General features: G+C 50.7%; 13 protein-coding genes and 3 pseudogenes. 7 read left to right on the plus strand and 9 right to left on the minus strand.

What is annotated here, in order from left to right; genetic code table 11:
* Nucleotides 1-366: 366 nt before the first annotated feature.
* Nucleotides 367-1,800, minus strand: coding sequence for an MFS transporter (locus B1H58_RS19360; RefSeq protein WP_085072053.1), 1,434 nt, complete (start codon nucleotides 1,798-1,800; stop codon nucleotides 367-369).
* A gap of 137 nt (nucleotides 1,801-1,937) precedes the next feature.
* Between B1H58_RS19360 and B1H58_RS19365 the strand changes: the two genes are divergently transcribed.
* The gene (locus tag B1H58_RS19365; protein WP_085072054.1) at nucleotides 1,938-2,294 is read left to right on the plus strand and encodes an ArsR/SmtB family transcription factor; all 357 of its coding nucleotides are present in this window, start codon (nucleotides 1,938-1,940) and stop codon (nucleotides 2,292-2,294) included.
* 74 nt (nucleotides 2,295-2,368) lie between these two features.
* Nucleotides 2,369-2,728, plus strand: a pseudogene (locus B1H58_RS21115) (RidA family protein).
* Nucleotides 2,729-2,741: 13 nt separating this feature from the next.
* Here the strand turns inward: B1H58_RS21115 and B1H58_RS19375 are convergent.
* The 3 genes from B1H58_RS19375 to B1H58_RS19385 all read right to left on the minus strand — a co-directional run bounded on the left by B1H58_RS19375 (nucleotide 2,742) and on the right by B1H58_RS19385 (nucleotide 4,901).
* Nucleotides 2,742-3,371 (minus strand): LysE family translocator, encoded by a 630-nt coding sequence (locus B1H58_RS19375; RefSeq protein WP_085072055.1) that lies wholly within the window; start codon nucleotides 3,369-3,371, stop codon nucleotides 2,742-2,744.
* Nucleotides 3,372-3,556: 185 nt separating this feature from the next.
* Nucleotides 3,557-3,904: an HNH nuclease YajD gene (gene yajD, locus B1H58_RS19380; RefSeq protein WP_085072056.1), complete on the minus strand. Its 348-nt coding sequence runs from the start codon at nucleotides 3,902-3,904 to the stop codon at nucleotides 3,557-3,559.
* A gap of 97 nt (nucleotides 3,905-4,001) precedes the next feature.
* Nucleotides 4,002-4,901: a DMT family transporter gene (locus tag B1H58_RS19385; protein ID WP_418304133.1), complete on the minus strand. Its 900-nt coding sequence runs from the start codon at nucleotides 4,899-4,901 to the stop codon at nucleotides 4,002-4,004.
* A 108-nt stretch (nucleotides 4,902-5,009) separates the two neighbouring features.
* Here B1H58_RS19385 and B1H58_RS19390 point away from each other — a divergent pair, with 108 nt between their 5' ends.
* From B1H58_RS19390 to B1H58_RS19405, 3 genes and pseudogenes are all read left to right on the plus strand, one after another.
* Complete coding sequence (locus tag B1H58_RS19390; protein ID WP_085072058.1) at nucleotides 5,010-6,344, plus strand: aminotransferase-like domain-containing protein; 1,335 nt, start codon at nucleotides 5,010-5,012, stop codon at nucleotides 6,342-6,344.
* Nucleotides 6,345-6,387: 43 nt separating this feature from the next.
* A pseudogene (locus B1H58_RS21350) lies at nucleotides 6,388-6,462 on the plus strand (oxidoreductase); the annotation flags it as partial.
* Nucleotides 6,463-7,881: 1,419 nt separating this feature from the next.
* The gene (locus B1H58_RS19405; RefSeq protein WP_085072061.1) at nucleotides 7,882-8,364 is read left to right on the plus strand and encodes a glutathione peroxidase; all 483 of its coding nucleotides are present in this window, start codon (nucleotides 7,882-7,884) and stop codon (nucleotides 8,362-8,364) included.
* Nucleotides 8,365-8,554: 190 nt separating this feature from the next.
* Here the strand turns inward: B1H58_RS19405 and B1H58_RS19410 are convergent, their stop codons facing one another.
* The 5 genes and pseudogenes from B1H58_RS19410 to icd all read right to left on the minus strand — a co-directional run bounded on the left by B1H58_RS19410 (nucleotide 8,555) and on the right by icd (nucleotide 14,469).
* Complete coding sequence (locus B1H58_RS19410) at nucleotides 8,555-9,289, minus strand: metallophosphoesterase family protein (RefSeq protein ID WP_085072062.1); 735 nt, start codon at nucleotides 9,287-9,289, stop codon at nucleotides 8,555-8,557.
* An 821-nt stretch (nucleotides 9,290-10,110) separates the two neighbouring features.
* Complete coding sequence (locus tag B1H58_RS19420) at nucleotides 10,111-11,091, minus strand: GlxA family transcriptional regulator (protein ID WP_085072064.1); 981 nt, start codon at nucleotides 11,089-11,091, stop codon at nucleotides 10,111-10,113.
* 373 nt (nucleotides 11,092-11,464) lie between these two features.
* Nucleotides 11,465-12,592 (minus strand): MFS transporter, encoded by a 1,128-nt coding sequence (locus tag B1H58_RS19425; protein ID WP_085072377.1) that lies wholly within the window; start codon nucleotides 12,590-12,592, stop codon nucleotides 11,465-11,467.
* A gap of 389 nt (nucleotides 12,593-12,981) precedes the next feature.
* Nucleotides 12,982-13,101 (minus strand): annotated as a pseudogene (locus B1H58_RS21120) (GNAT family N-acetyltransferase); the annotation flags it as partial.
* A 114-nt stretch (nucleotides 13,102-13,215) separates the two neighbouring features.
* On the minus strand, nucleotides 13,216-14,469 hold the full coding sequence (gene icd, locus B1H58_RS19440) for an NADP-dependent isocitrate dehydrogenase (RefSeq protein WP_085072067.1): 1,254 nt from the start codon (nucleotides 14,467-14,469) through the stop codon (nucleotides 13,216-13,218).
* A 101-nt stretch (nucleotides 14,470-14,570) separates the two neighbouring features.
* Here icd and rluE point away from each other — a divergent pair, with 101 nt between their 5' ends.
* Complete coding sequence (gene rluE, locus B1H58_RS19445; RefSeq protein ID WP_085072068.1) at nucleotides 14,571-15,227, plus strand: 23S rRNA pseudouridine(2457) synthase RluE; 657 nt, start codon at nucleotides 14,571-14,573, stop codon at nucleotides 15,225-15,227.
* A 12-nt stretch (nucleotides 15,228-15,239) separates the two neighbouring features.
* A complete protein-coding gene (locus tag B1H58_RS19450; protein ID WP_085072069.1) occupies nucleotides 15,240-15,677 on the plus strand; it encodes an NUDIX domain-containing protein in 438 nt (145 codons plus the stop codon).
* The last annotated feature ends 83 nt before the right edge of the window (nucleotides 15,678-15,760 follow it).

Raw genomic sequence — 15,760 nt, forward strand, 5'->3', positions numbered from 1 at the left:
TGAAAGTAACTGAAATTAATCCGGTAAAGTCCACTTCCGCTCATAGCGGACCTTACTCCAGTGTTAGTCCGCTTCGTGCCAAAAGCGGACTGTAGGAAAACCGCAGTGCTTTACATTTAGGTGATCGGGTAACAGACGAAATAAAGGTTTCTGGATATATAGGGTCAAATCCATGACTACGCTACCCTGGAACAAAAGCCGTATCATTGGCCAAAAACGGCTTCTTCAGCTATCTCATATCTGAGGAATTCGTATCTGAGAGCCGGTAATGCAAAAGATTAACGTTAATGAAACCTGCCTGACAGCAAGTCTTTGATACCCCTGTTTTTCATCTGGAAGCGGATACAGAAGAATACTGATTTTCAGTTACGTCGTTTCTGCTGATACACCAGTCGCAGCTTTGAAGGGCAACAGATGGGAAACAAGAAGCCCCGCCATCTGTCCGGCTGCAGCCAGATAAAAAGCAAGTTGTATGGCATTTTCGAGACTGCTCACAGAGGTTTCCAGCTGCAGATTTTCGGCCCCACTTCCGGATAAGGCTATCAGCAAAGCAATACCAATAGCATTACCTACGTTCAGCGTTGTGGAAGCCATGCCGGAAGCGATCCCCTGTTCGTTATGCTTTACGCCAGAGCCAGAAGCTATCCACATTGCCGTCCATACAATTCCCTGGCCTGCTCCTGAAATGACCAACCCGGGCAGTATTTCCGCATAAGACGCGCCTGAAAAGGCTGCCGGCACCAGTGCCAGCGTCCCGGCGGTTCCGGTCAAAAAACCGGCCAGTAACGTCGTACGCACCGGCAGCCAATTTGCCAGTCGGGCTCCGAGCTGCGTCCCGGCAAAAATTGCCAGCGAAGGGATAATAAATGCCAGGCCAGTTTGTAGGGCGCTGTACCCCATAACGCTCTGAAACATAACAGTCAGAAAATAAGGCAGGGCACCAAAGGTTCCCATATAAATGAATGTAATCACCATGCCTGTGGCCAGACTGCGGTTTCTGAATAAACGTAACGGCATCAGTGGATCGTGGCTGCGTGACTCAATGGCAGCAAACGCCAACAGAAATACAGCTGCCAGAACCAGTAATAAAAGAATATGTCCTGAGAGCCAGCCGTCTTCCGGTCCCTGAACTATGGCATAAACCAGCAGGGTTGCTCCCATGGTTACTGTCAAAGCGCCCGGAAAATCGAAACGGCGGCGCTCGTTGCGCAGACTATCCTTGGGTAAGACGAAAAAAGCAGCAGAAATTGCGATAGCTGCCAGGACAACGTTGACGAAAAACACTGCCGGCCAGCCACAAAAACTGGTGAGAATACCTCCGGCAAGCGATCCTAGCGTCAGGCCGCTTGCTCCGGCGCCGCCCCATATAGCCAGTGCTCTGTTGCGTGAGGGACCTTCCTCAAACAGCCTGTTTATAAGTGAAAGCGTGGATGGAAACAGCATTGCAGCGCCTATGCCCTGTATGGCTCGCGCAATTACGATGATAACAGGACTCCATGCTAAACCTCCCGCAAGCGAAGAGAGCGCGTACACCCATAACGCACTAATAAATACGCGACGCTGTCCCAGCAGATCTGCAGCACGTCCACCGAACAGTAAAAATCCTCCGCAGCATACCGTGTAAGCACTGACCACCCACTGAAGCGTGTGCTCTGAAAATCCCAGACCCGCGCCAATCTCTGGCAGAGCCACAAACACAATATTGATATCCAGGGAGTAGATAAGCTGGGCGAACGCAAGCAGCGCAAGGCTCCAGTGTTGTAAACGAGGGACGCCTGAAACCGGTGAGGGAATAGCCATTGAACAATCTCCATATAAACTAAAAACCAATGTACGAGTACATACGTACAATTAATGTATGAGTGTACTCGTACATTAGTCAACTGATAAAATTTAAAGTAGAGTGTTCGCATGTTGCCAAGCCGAGGAGTAACCAGATGCTTTCTAACCATCCTGACACGGAACAAATACGTCTTGAAAATGTGCTGACGGCTTTGGGAAATCCGCTACGTCTGACTGTGGTGCGTGTACTGGCTGGCGGTGGTGAGTATGCCTGTAGCGCCGTGCTGAGCGGTATTCCCAAATCAACGCTGACTCACCACTGGCGTGTATTACGAGACAGTGGCGTTATCTGGCAGCGTCCTTTTGGCCGCGAAAATTTACTGTCGCTACGTCGGGAAGACCTGGATGCCCGCTTCCCCGGGCTGCTTGATGTCCTGTTGGGCGCGGTGGAAAACGATGCTCTGACGCAGGAGTCAACAACAAGGCATCTGCCGCCTATCCCCCCGGAATAGCAGGTATATGAAAAGATGATGTGAACTGAACGCATAAATCCGCTTTTTGCTCACAGCGGCCTGATGCCGTCGCTATGGGTTGCTTTGTGCCGGGAGCGGAATTAAAAACTAAGGCTCCTTATATTTACTCTGTAAAGCACTGCAACACGCTCTATATTTCAGGACTGACTGCGTTTGACACAGCGTCTTAAAACGCAAACATTGCTGAAGAGGCATTCAGCTGAGTCAGTAAGATTTCCAGCGCTGAAAGTACGCATTTTTCGGCCCTTATTAAGGTCATCCTGTTTACTCCCTCTTTTGAGGAGCTTAACGACCTGCGCAAGGTTCTCTACCGAAATTACGGAGATCACTTCCCTGCCAGTTCTCTTGTTGACGTCAGCCGCCTTTTTTCACCTGATCTTAAAATAGAAGTTGAGGCGGTATTTGACCCCTGATTCGTAGTCATTTTCAGCTACGGCTAAATACTAGCTTCAGGCCCGCAACCGCGAAGCAGCAAGCTAACAGCGCATCAAGTCCGCGGCGGATACGACGATAAAATGCGGTCATGACCACAGTAGAGAACAACAGCGCATAGCCACAGAAAACCACTATGCATATTATTCCACAGCCGACAACGATAAGGGGTAAAGTAGAGAGTGCTGCGTCCGGTTTGAGCGCGACGGACATAATTGCCACCCAGGTGAGGATGGCTTTGGGATTACCAACGTGCATCAGGACACCCTGACGAAATAGTTTACCAAACGCAACGCTCTCATCACGGCTCTTAAACTCGGTGGCATCCGGGCGACTCAGGGCGGATTTCCCTGCTTTGAATGCCAGCCATAGCAAATACAAACCACCGCCGATTTTCAACATAATCAGTAACTGTGCAAAGGTTGCCAGCACGGTTAGCACGCCGCAGGCTGCCAGCAGCGCCCATAACATCGAGCCACCAATCACCCCACTTGCCAGCGCCAGTGCGGCGCTACGGCCTTTTTTCATTGCCATACCCATGATAGCCATATTGCTGGGACCAGGACTGGCCGTTGCGACGAAGTAGGTGATATAGATTAAGATTAATTCGTGCGAAAGCGACATGTATTCCGGCTCCTGTGCAATGGGGTTGCCCTTTTTACTGTTAAATCGATTTACATGAAAATTGACGATGCTCTGTCACTTATTCTGATAATAATGACTTTGGCATAATGCCCATTTTTCGCTCACAGCAGGTCAGGCGAACCTTCAGCCTGACCGCTATGTGCCTGGCGCGGACATGTCTAATCTTATTTCTTTTTATTAAGCATCGACTTTAAATCGGCAAAGGGATTATAGGTTGCGGCCGCCACATCTTTTTGCGCGTCCTCCCCTGCCACCACAGTTGTGCCGTACTGGTCAGCTTCTGTGTACTTCGAGTGTTCGTGGTCATGACAATACAGACACAATAATTCCCAGTTACTGCCGTCTTCCGGGTTATTGGTATGGTCGTGGTCGATGTGGTGAACCGTTAATTCGCGTAGATTGGAGTAAACAAACTCCCGTGAGCAGCGTCCACATACCCACGGATAGATTTTTAATGCTTTCTCACGGTAGCCACTTTCCAGCCGCGTATAGTTTTTTGGGATCAGAGCCATTACTGATGTTACCTGTTATAAAAAGATAATTTTCCATTCAATTTAAGCAAGCTATCCTGCTTAACCGGGAATTTCAAGTTGCTTGCTCCGTGCGCTATTAAGATGCTTTACGCGCAAATTTGCGCGAACCGATGACGCAGAGGATTACCCCCAGCGTGACCGCAAGCATCAAAGGAGTCACCGTTTCCGACAGCAGCGAGGCGGAAAGCCCGAGCCCGAAGAAAGGCTGCAGCAGCTGTAGCTGCCCCACAGCGGCAATACCGCCTGTAGCCAATCCTTTGTACCAGAAAATAAATCCTATCAGCATGCTGAAAAGGGAGACATATCCCAGCGCAGTCCATCCCCGTACGCTTATCGTGCTGGCATCCTCTGGCATGGTTATAAACGTGGCCATGAGCATCAGCGGCAAAGAAATAATCAGCGCCCAACTTATCACCTGCCATCCGCCCATTTCACGTGAAAGCTTTGCGCCTTCGGCATAGCCCAGCCCGCAGACAACTACAGAGGCCAGCATCAGTAAGTCACCGATCGCGGAGACCGACGCACTCTGCGACAGAGCGAATCCCCCTACTAACAGGCTGCCGATGACAGAAAATATCCAGAATGGCAGACGTGGTCTTTCCCCTGCTCTGATTACGCCAAAAATGGCGGTAGCCAGTGGTAGCAGCCCCAGAAACACGATCGAATGAGCAGAGGTTATGTGCTGCAGCGCTATTGCCGTCAGCAGCGGAAAACCCATTACTACGCCAAGTGCAACAATGATTAAAGAGCCTATCTGGCGGCGCTGCGGACGTTGCTGACTGAAAAACAGGATCAGCATGATTGCCAGCATACCGGCAATTGAGGCTCGTATAAAAGTCAGGAAAAAAGGGTTCATATCCTGAACCGCTATTCGTGTGGCTGGCAACGAACCGCTGAATATCATTACGCCCAGTAAGCCATTGATCCAGCCGGACACCGCACCGGGAACCGGTTTATTCTCTATCCTGGTCACCACAATACCCCGCATTGAAGCATGGCTGAAACAGCAAGCCTTAAAAATTGACAGCCCCTATGCTAGTCCTCATGATTTATTACAATCAAAAAATTGTCATGGATACAATTTATGAAGGCGCGCTATAAAGCTATCGTGGATGAATACGCGGCTGCGATCCGAAGCGGCAACCTTCCGGCAGGTACCCAACTTTTGACCCACAGGGCGCTATCCGCCGGGAAACGTATTTCTCTGGCAACCGCAACCCGCGTTTATGCAGAACTGGAAGCCATGGGCCTTGTGAGTGGAGAAACTGGCCGTGGAACCTTTGTGCGAGATATTTCGTTGCCTGCCGGACTTGGAACGGACCAGCATGTCGTGGCGTCAGACGTTCTGGATCTCAACTTTAATTACCCTTCTCTGCCGGAACAGACTGAACTGCTGCGTGAAGCGATTCGTTCACTGGCCATGACCGGTGATCTTGAATCAGGGCTGCGTTACCAGCCTCACGCCGGGAGACAAAACGACCGGAATACTATTGCTTCATGGCTGAGGAACGCAGGTATTTCACCCTCTGCGGATGACGTCCTGATTGTGAATGGTGCGCAGCATGGCCTCACGATAGCTGTGATGGGCCTGCTGAAACCCGGCGATGTGGTAGCGGTAGATGCACTCACCTATCCCGGCTTTAAAGCTCTGGCCACGCTTTATCATCTGGAACTTGCACCGATACCTGTGGGTTCTGACGGTCCTGACCTGAATGCGTTAAGGCAAATCTGCCAACGCCGACGCGTTCGTGCGATCTATACAATGCCTACGCTGCATAATCCGCTTGGCTGGGTCCTGAGTCATGCTCAGCGCAGGGAACTCGCCCTCATTGCCAGAACGTTTGATCTCATCGTGCTTGAGGACGCAGCCTATGCCTTTCTCATTCATCGTCCCCCCTCCCCCCTCGCCTGCTATGCACCGGAAAGAACGGTCTATGTCACCGGCTTTGCGAAAAATATTGCTACCGGCCTGCGTGTCGGTGCTGTGGTCTGTCCGGCTCACATGCGCGGAGCGCTTGAGCGTGCTGTTCGTGCCACAACGTGGAATACGCCTTCCCTTATGGTCTCGATTGCTTGTGGCTGGATTAAGGATGGTACGATCAGGCGTCTGGAGTTAATGAAACGGCGCGATGCCCGTCAGCGCCAGGTTATTGCCCGCGAGATCCTGGGTGATGGTAACGGGGTAAGCCATCCCAGTTCCTATTTTATCTGGCTACCGCTACCTTGTGAGATCAGAGCTGAACGAATTGTGAACCGTTTAATGCAGCAGCAGATCTCTGTTTCTACCGCAGAGCCATTCAGCACCTCACAAAACGTGCCGCACGCCATCCGCCTCGCGCTGGGCTCAGTCAGTCTGGACAAGCTCCGGCTTGCCCTGACCGCAGTGAAAGAGACAATAGAATATGAAAAGGATATCTAAGCAGCAAACGGTGACATGACGAAGGTCAGTTGCATTAAGTTCTGTGGGCAGGTTTCAGGGAAAACACATACTTATCACCGATGGTACCAGCGGCATGGGGCTTGCTGGTGCTCAGCGCACATAAAAACAGACACAAAAAACCGCCCGAAGGCGGTTAGAGTTTTATTTGATATTTTCTCGGATTTTCGAAGCATTGCGAACAGGGAGCGGTTGCAAGATGTCGCAACCGGGACACTTTTATGGCATCCCGTTCGTGGTAAAACGTGCCCAAAAAGTCCCGCTTACCCCACGCTGGCAGTAATGCGCATCCTTCAGAGTGGATCTGATATTTGATAGTTTGCTGTGACAGTTTCTCAAGGTAGTAAAACTTTGCCATCTCTTTTTTCCATATTTATTTTTGTAATAAAAACGTAGTCAAAAAATAAATATTGGCCCTAAAATTTCACCTATCAAATCGATAGGTTTTATCTTAAAAGGAAGACTGGCGCGCTCAGGCAGGCCAGGTGCCTTGTGCTACGTCCTCAACGCTGTTTGTCATCCACACCCGCGCTTACGTCCGAAGTTTTTTACAGTCAGATTGCACTTTTACGAAAAATTAACTGGTCAATCTATCGCCAACCGGCTGAATTAGGAATATTCTTAATTAGCTTCCTCGTAAACAGGGTCAGAGACGATGTCAGTAATACAATTGGTATGCACAGAGTGCGGATGCGATCGCTTCACTTCATCGGCAAAATCTTTCAGTGATGAAGCCGTTGCCAGTATCCAGTGTGAGAAATGCTCGGCACAGGTGAAGGTTGATGAGGTCGTCTGGTATCAGAAGGATTGCATTTCCCCTGCTCGCGGTGCTTTGGGAGAAAAAGCTTCGTTCTCTGACACTTTTTATCTTGTTCCTGGCTCATAAGTCCCTTACCAGAAACTTTAGGCAGGAAGCTCCTGCCGGAAATCATAAGCACATCGGCCATTGTTATGTCAAAACAGCAATTGCCAGCAAATGTGCTGAAAGCGATTGAGTCATCGGCGGACGAAATTAATCCAATAAATGCAGACGATACTCATTTTCAGTGGGTTACAGTTGATGCTGTAACGTTACCTGTAATTGGTGGCCCGGCCTGATTAAACCTTAGTCAATGTATAATTAAGCGTCAGAGCGCAAATACGAAAAAGGCTCACCAAAGCGAGCTTTTTTAATAAGAAATAACTCTCACCATATGTAGTTTTAAATCCTGAAAAATTGATAGTTAATTAACCCCCCAGCGTACCCGTGAGAATGACTCTACATACATTTTTGAACGACCTGAAATCATTAACGGTAAAATAGTTTAAGACAAACAGAGCCATTATTAATATAAGTGCGTTCAACACCACCCTTTTTAGATGTTTACTTATCATCAGCACGTTGGTTATCTGCCTTTGTCTTAGCTGTCCACTTTGTGCCAGGATCGGATGTGAAAAATGTGCAATTCTGTCAACAGGCAGTTGTCCTGTCTTACACAACGAACGAATCTGCGATATGAGTAATTCTGAGGATTTTGACATGACCACTTTTCATCAGCTTACTGCCACTAGTCTGAGTGGCCAGCTCATCCCTATGGCCGACTACGCTGGCAAGCTGGTTCTCGTGGTCAATACCGCCAGCCATTGTGGATTTACGCCACAATACGCAGGCCTTGAATCGCTTTACAAGAAGTACGCCGCCCAGGGTCTGGTAGTGCTTGGTTTCCCCTGCAACCAGTTCGGTAAACAGGAACCCGGCGGTGCTGACGAAATCGCGCAGACCTGCCTCATCAATTATGGCGTGAGCTTCCCGATGTTCGGGAAAGTGAAGGTTAACGGCTCTTTAGCGCACCCGGTGTTTCGTTACCTGAAAGACGAATTGCCTGGCGTACTGGGAGGACGAATCAAATGGAACTTTACTAAGTTCCTGATCGGACGCGATGGCAAACCACTCAAGCGTTTTGCACCGATCTCCACCCCGAAGAAAATGGAATCCGTAATTATTGCTGCACTTGAAATCTAAGCACTTCTGTAATTTGAACCATTAATCTTTAGAGCGTTTCCGCCTAAATGATTATATCCGTATGAGGTTAATGCCCGCTTTTCGCTCAAAGCGGATACTGGCCTGCGTATCAGTCCGCTCTGTGCCAGGAGCGGACGTTAGAAAATCCATTATGGCCTATTAAATGGCGGGAAAGAAAGCAATATAAAATTTACATCCGCCCTGTTCTGAGCGCATTTAACCAGTCGGGACGGTTGTTGCTGATCGCAACTGAAGCTGCTAACTCCCAGTCATACTCAACCGCTTTAAACTCTGCTTTCCATAACCCGTTATGTCGTTCCACAATTGCATAGCGCGCATGAGGGGAACCACTTTCCATTACATGCGCACAGGGGGTGTTATCATCATAGGCCTGCAACCCCACGCTGCCGGGGTTGACGATCAGTTGACCGTCAGCCAGCTGTAATTTTCGGGGGATGTGCGTGTGGCCGCAAAGGATCAACGACACATCCTTGTTTGCAATAAGGGATAAAACGCGCGCTTCTGACGACGGCCGCACACCTGAAGCAGTGACTTCTTCGAGAAGATAAACAAGGTCGTCACCCGGGGCGCCGTGCACCATCAGTATGTCTTCATTGAAAGTTAACTCCGTCGGCAGGCTTTTAAGCCATTGCCAGTGTGCAGCATGAAGGCAATCAAACGCATGCCTGTCGGACAGGCTCATATCTGAAACATCCTGTTCAAGGAGTTGTCGTTCGTGATTACCTCTTATAGTTGGAATGTGAAGAGGCATCAGCCTGTCAGCGGTTTCCGCAGGGAATAGTCCTCCCGAAACGATATCGCCAAGGTTTACGATCTGATCAACGCCCTGAGACTGAATGTCCGCCAGCACAGCATCCAGCGCCGGAAGATTCCCATGAATATCGGATATCACTGCCAGTTTCATGATGCTTTCCCTGTTATGTATTAACCCACATATCCACTCACCCGAGCGGCCTGCAAAGCTGATAAAAACACTGTCTGAAATTAACCTATCCCGAAAAATAACATTGCGTTTGTCCAGATGCGTTGTTCAAATATCTGAGCAGTCAGCTGAAAAGTTGCGTGACGGTTATACAGAATACTTTTCACTGTATGATGAACTTATCACGCGTGCACTTCCAATCCCTGCGAACAAATATGGTGTGGGACGGTTCGTCATTGACGAACAGGAAATCGATGCGCCTTATCTTCAGAGTGCCACGGTTCCGCTGAACGTAACTGGTTTACCTGACATAGCGCTCCCTTTGGATAAAGTCGCAAAGGACTGCCGATTAACGTTCAGGTAGTTGGCAAATGGTATGGGAAAAGATCATTCTTCATATCGCTTCACTATTGGAGTCTCTCAGATCGCTAAAAGGCTTTCATCCTTCGTTTTAAAACTAAAAAAGACCTTTCATCTTTTTAAGGCTCAAGGTCCGCTCTTCGCTCATAACAGACCATGCACCTATATTTGGCCGCTTGTGCCAGAAACAGACATTGCTCACATCACGGTGGATTAATCAACGGGAAGCAGGTCAAACAACAAAACACACCGGAACCGGAAAATTGTTAAGGCAGCAGCCGGAGCTGGCTTAAAAACCCGTTATCTTGCCGCAGATCATATACAGTTAAAATTAACATCGTTGATTGGCTGAAGAAACCACGAGGGTGATGCTGCGACCGGAAGGGGTTGAGCCCTAAACCTGCTGTGCCGTATCTGTGCGGATAAAATATCCGTATTCGCTGTCACGCCGGGTCATTCTGCCGGTCAACCAAATCCGGCCCCCGGAATGCCCGGCGCCATTCACTGGGACTCACGCTGAATTTTGACTTAAAACTCTGGCGGAACGAAACCGGTGACTGAAATCCGGCCATCTCGGCGACTTTTTCAATACTGTGACCGGTCGTCTCCAGCAGCTCCTGACTTCGCTGAAGCCGTTCTGCGTTAATCCAGTCTCCCAGCGTGGTACCGGTGGCCTTCAGAAAGTGACGCGTCAGCGTTCGCCGGCTCATGCTGACAAATCCGGCCAGAGAATCCAGGTCGTGAGGTTTGTCCAGATTGCGGCGCAGATAATCCATTAATTCATTCATTTTGCTGTCCCGCGAGGTTCCCGGAACCGGACGCTCTATAAACTGAGCCTGGCCGCCTTCCCGGTAAGGCGGAACCACCATCCTTCGGGCCACCCGGTTGGCAACGGCCGAACCGTAATGGTCCCGGATAATATTGAGACAGCAGTCGATACCCGCTGCAGTGCCGGCAGAGGTAATCAGCCGTTCATCGCTGGTATACAGCGAATTACTGTCCAGGTGAACGTCAGGAAAGCGTGTTGTGAAATCCTGTTCATACTCCCAGTGTGTAGCGGCACGGTGTCCGTCGAGCAGACCCGTGTAAGCCAGCACGTAGGTGCCCAGGCAAAGGCCCACTACCTGTGCGCCACGCTGCCACGCGCTTACCAGCTTATCCAGCAGTGCCTGAGCGGGTTTTCCATCAGGATTATTCCAGTAAGGCACGATGATAATATCAGCAACATCAAGCTGGTCCAGGCCGTGCTCCACATTGATGGACAGTCCTATATCAGACTGCACTACGCCCGGTCGCTGGGCACAGATTTCGACACGGAACAGATCCGGTTCCGGCATTGCGGGGCCGAAAATGATGCAGGGTACTGAAAAGTGGAACGGGCTGAATCCGTCAGTAGCAATGACGGCAACTGTCAGAGCAGACATCGTATTTACCTTTTCGTAAGTTACAGCGACCAGAATTCCGGTCGCTGACACGTTGATTCTGACCGGCTATGTGCCAGCAGTGGCCGGTCGTCAGATTGTTTTTCGTAACAGAGGTATCCCGAACCGTCAGTTTTGTAAATCGTCAGGCCATCCACAAAATGGTTTTCATCTTTCAGCACAAGGATATTAACAAATCCCTGAGAACGGATCTGACTTCATTTCTTACTCCGGTAATTCATCAGATTTAAGCCACAACCCGCTCACTGTGAACGGATAACGGGGCTGCGAGTGGGTTTACTATAAGCGGTGATCCCGGGGCGACGTGACATGCCCACAGGCCATTAATCGATGAAATCGGGTCAATATATACCTGTCAGCAGCGCCAACCGGATACAGGCACTCCCGCAGTGATTTCATTAACGGGGAATGACACGTCAGGTGCCGCCGGGACAGCGCCCAGCGAGCAAATCAGGCTAAAAATAAAGACACTCATGTCATTTGCCGCCTGAGCAATGCCTTTTTCAGCTGCAGAGTAAGTCGTTGCCAGCAGGCTGGTCCCGCCGACATAAAGAAAATTCCATCCTATCCCCATCAGAACCAGCGCACCGGCAAAAAATCCCCAGGTGACGCCGGAAAGCACCAGAGCGATATACGCGAGCAGGAGCAGGATCCCTGCAAGCATCATGGTAGTGACACCGAACCGGTCGATGAGTCTCCCGGTAAAAAAGGAGGGAACGAAACGACCCAGGATGTGGAGCTGGATGACCACAGCGATCTGGGAGAGGTCAAATCCATAGTGTTTCATGGCAATGGGGGCGGCGGTCAGTCCCAGTACCATAATGCCAAACCCTGAAGCACCGGAAAAAAGCGCAACAAGATAAGCCGGCTGGGAAAGCACCCTGAACCACGGACGAGCCCCGGCCTGCGCTGACAGGTCACCGGGTTGCGCTGGCATGTGTAAACGCGACAGCAGAAGTAAACCCAGCGAAGCCAGTATGGCCATAAAGAGAAATGATCCCATATAGGCCACGTTGAAAAGTGTACTTCCATAGCTGGCCAGGAACGGGCCTGCCAGGGCAGCAACAACACCGCCAGCCAGGACCAGCGAAATGGCCTGGGTGCGGAAGGCCGGCAGCGCAACTTCACCCGCAGCAAAACGGAAAAACTGCGCAAAGGCCTGGTATATTCCCAGGAAAAACATCCCCAGACACAGTAGTATGAATGAATGCTGGATCATTGCCGCCATGGAAATGACGGCGGCCACAATCCCGCTCAGGGTACCGGTGATGAATCCTGTTTTTCTGCCTGCCCGATCCATCCATAAAGAGGCGGGAAACATCACCAGTACGGTTCCCAGGCTTGCCATTGAAATGGGGACCGTCACCAGTGAAGCATCAGGCGTCAGCAGGGCCCCCGCCAGTCCGCCTATTGTCATTATCAGTACCGATATCGACTGAAAGATAGCCTGTGAACCCGCAAGTATCAGGACCTGCTGACGCATATTTCTCATGTTGGTGAAGCTCCGGAATGAAATTAAGCAGACGGGGGAGTATCAGCCAGGCCTATGCCCGCCTGACGGAAACCAGATGACGCAGCATCGGGCCAGGTCTGGGGCAGACGGAAATAACGGCTACGTTATTCAGCAGCTCATCCCGCGTACTGTTGGTGGAAGGAGTATACGGAGCATGGACGGAGACACGTGAGAAGGCTTACAGCCAATTATCAATGAAAACGGGTCAATTCGACTGAACGGTTCCGACAGAGATACCCGCAGGTTCACCCGCAACCGCCTGTCGTGGCAGTGCTAATATTTTTTGTGAAGCGGGACAGAAGTTCAGGAGTCAGCGGGAAATAAGAAATACAGACAGGGGAGCCGGTCGGTTATCCATCTCCAGGCCCCTCACCCTGATATTCCTCAAGTACACAGACATCGCAAAGATAAGCGAATGTAGCAAAATCCGTTATCAGACGAGCGAAACCTGTCTGAGTTTCACTATGATAAACGCCAAAGATGATCTGGCTATTTTTTAAACAGCCCTGGGAAGATTTTGAGGGAAGAAGCACAAATAAAAAAGCCAACATAAATTTAACATTTTATGTTGGCTATATGTTGTTAATCAGCGATTACATGTTGTTGATAATCGCGTCGCCAAACTCTGAACATTTCAGCAGCTTGGCGCCTTCCATCAGACGCTCAAAGTCATAGGTCACGGTTTTCGCGGCAATCGCGCCTTCCATGCCTTTAACAATCAGGTCTGCGGCTTCGAACCACTGCATGTGGCGCAACATCATCTCAGCGGAAAGGATCACGGAACCCGGGTTCACTTTATCCTGGCCCGCATATTTCGGCGCGGTGCCGTGGGTAGCTTCAAACAGCGCGCACTCGTCACCGATGTTTGCGCCCGGAGCGATACCGATACCGCCAACCTGCGCCGCCAGGGCGTCAGAAATGTAGTCACCGTTCAGGTTCATACAGGCGATAACATCATATTCAGCCGGACGCAGCAGGATCTGCTGCAGGAAGGCGTCAGCGATCACGTCTTTAATCACGATCTCTTTGCCGCTGTTCGGGTTCTTGATTTTCACCCACGGGCCACCATCGATCAGCTCACCGCCGAACTCTTCACGCGCCAGCTGGTAGCCCCAATCTTTAAAGGCACCTTCGGTGAATTTCATGATGTTGCCTTTGTGTACCAGCGTCACAGAATCGCGATCGTTGGTAATGGCATATTCAATCGCCGCACGCACCAGACGTTTGGTGCCTTCTTCAGAGCAAGGCTTCACGCCGATGCCGCACTGCTGCGGGAAACGGATTTTGGTTACACCCATCTCATCCTGCAGGAACTTGATGACTTTATCCGCTTCCGGCGTGCCCGCTTTCCACTCGATACCGGCATAGATGTCTTCGCTGTTTTCACGGAAGATCACCATATCTGTATCCTGCGGACGCTTAACCGGGCTTGGAGTACCCTGATAGTAACGAACCGGACGCAGACAGATGTACAGGTCCAGCTGCTGACGCAGCGCAACGTTCAGAGAGCGGATACCGCCGCCAACCGGCGTGGTTAACGGACCTTTGATGGCAACGCGGTAATCCTTAATCAGGTCAAGGGTTTCCTCCGGCAGCCAGACATCCTGACCATACACCTGAGTTGATTTCTCACCGGTGTAAATTTCCATCCAGGAAATTTTTCGCTCGCCGTTGTAGGCTTTTTTCACAGCGGCATCAACCACTTTGATCATGACGGGAGAAACGTCTACGCCAATGCCATCACCCTCGATATAAGGGATGATCGGATTAGCGGGAACAACCAGTTTTCCCTGATCGTCGAGAGTGATTTTCTGACCTTCCGCCGGAACAACTACTTTGCTTTCCATTAACCTCTCCTTCGAGCGCTTTTTTGTTAATGATTTGTAAGATGCGCGTCAATACTACTTGAATATTGCCGTCGCGCCAATCATCTCAATTTCGCGTTATAATGCGCTCATTCAAGTCAAGTGCAAAGCTTATGCGTAAAACAGTTGTTAATAATCACCGAGTTAAACGATTCAGCCGCCCTTCTCCTGCCAGGCCGCAGTATAAGGGGCCGCGGCGTGTAATCGTTTTTAACAAACCTTATGATGTTCTGCCGCAGTTTACCGATGAGGCGGGACGTTCCACCCTAAAAGATTTTATTCCGGTTAGTGGCGTTTATGCGGCAGGCCGGCTGGACCGCGACAGCGAAGGCCTGATGGTGCTGACCAACGATGGCGCGCTACAGGCAAAGCTGACCCAGCCGGGCAAGCGTACCGGAAAAATTTATTACGTTCAGGTTGAAGGCGAGCCGGATGAAAGCGCGCTGCAGGCGCTGCGCAGTGGCATTATTCTGAAAGATGGCCCTACCCTGCCCGCCGGAGTAGAAAGCGTCGATGAACCCGCCTGGCTCTGGCCGCGTCAGCCGCCCATTCGTGAACGTAAATCGATCCCCGTCAGCTGGCTTAAAATAACCCTTTATGAAGGACGTAATCGCCAGGTTCGCCGCATGGCTGCACACGTTGGCTTTCCTGTTTTGCGTCTGATTCGTTATGGTATGGCGTCGTTAACGCTGGATGATCTCGCGCCTGGCGAATGGCGTGACATTACCGATCGTTTTTAACCGGAGCAGCCTATGTACAAACCGCACGTTACCGTGGCCTGCATTGTGCAGGCAGAAGACGAACTGCTGGTGGTAGAAGAAACCATTAACGGTAAAGCCACCTGGAATCAGCCAGCCGGTCATCTGGAAGCAGAAGAAAGCCTGCTGCAGGCTGCCAGCCGTGAACTTTATGAGGAAACCGGCATTCAGGCGGAGATGAACAGTTTTCTCGGCGTACAGCAGTGGACCGCGCCGGATAAAACGCCTTTTATCCGTTTCCTTTTTGCCCTCGATCTACCGGAACGTCTGGAAACCAATCCGCAGGACAGTGATATCGACCGTTGCTGGTGGCTGCCGCCGCAGCAGATTTTAACCGCTGACCATCTGCGTTCGCCGCTGGTAGCGGAAAGCGTACGCATCTGGCAGAGCGGCGTACGTTATCCGCTGTCGATGGTGCAGTTTTATCGATAATGGCTTTCCGGTCAGGCAACGTCCGCGCCGGGGATGCGTCGGTGGCGCACGCGTGCTAGAATACGCCGCCTGTTTTTGTTCCT

It is taken from the genome of Pantoea alhagi (assembly GCF_002101395.1).
Classification (GTDB): domain Bacteria; phylum Pseudomonadota; class Gammaproteobacteria; order Enterobacterales; family Enterobacteriaceae; genus Mixta; species Mixta alhagi.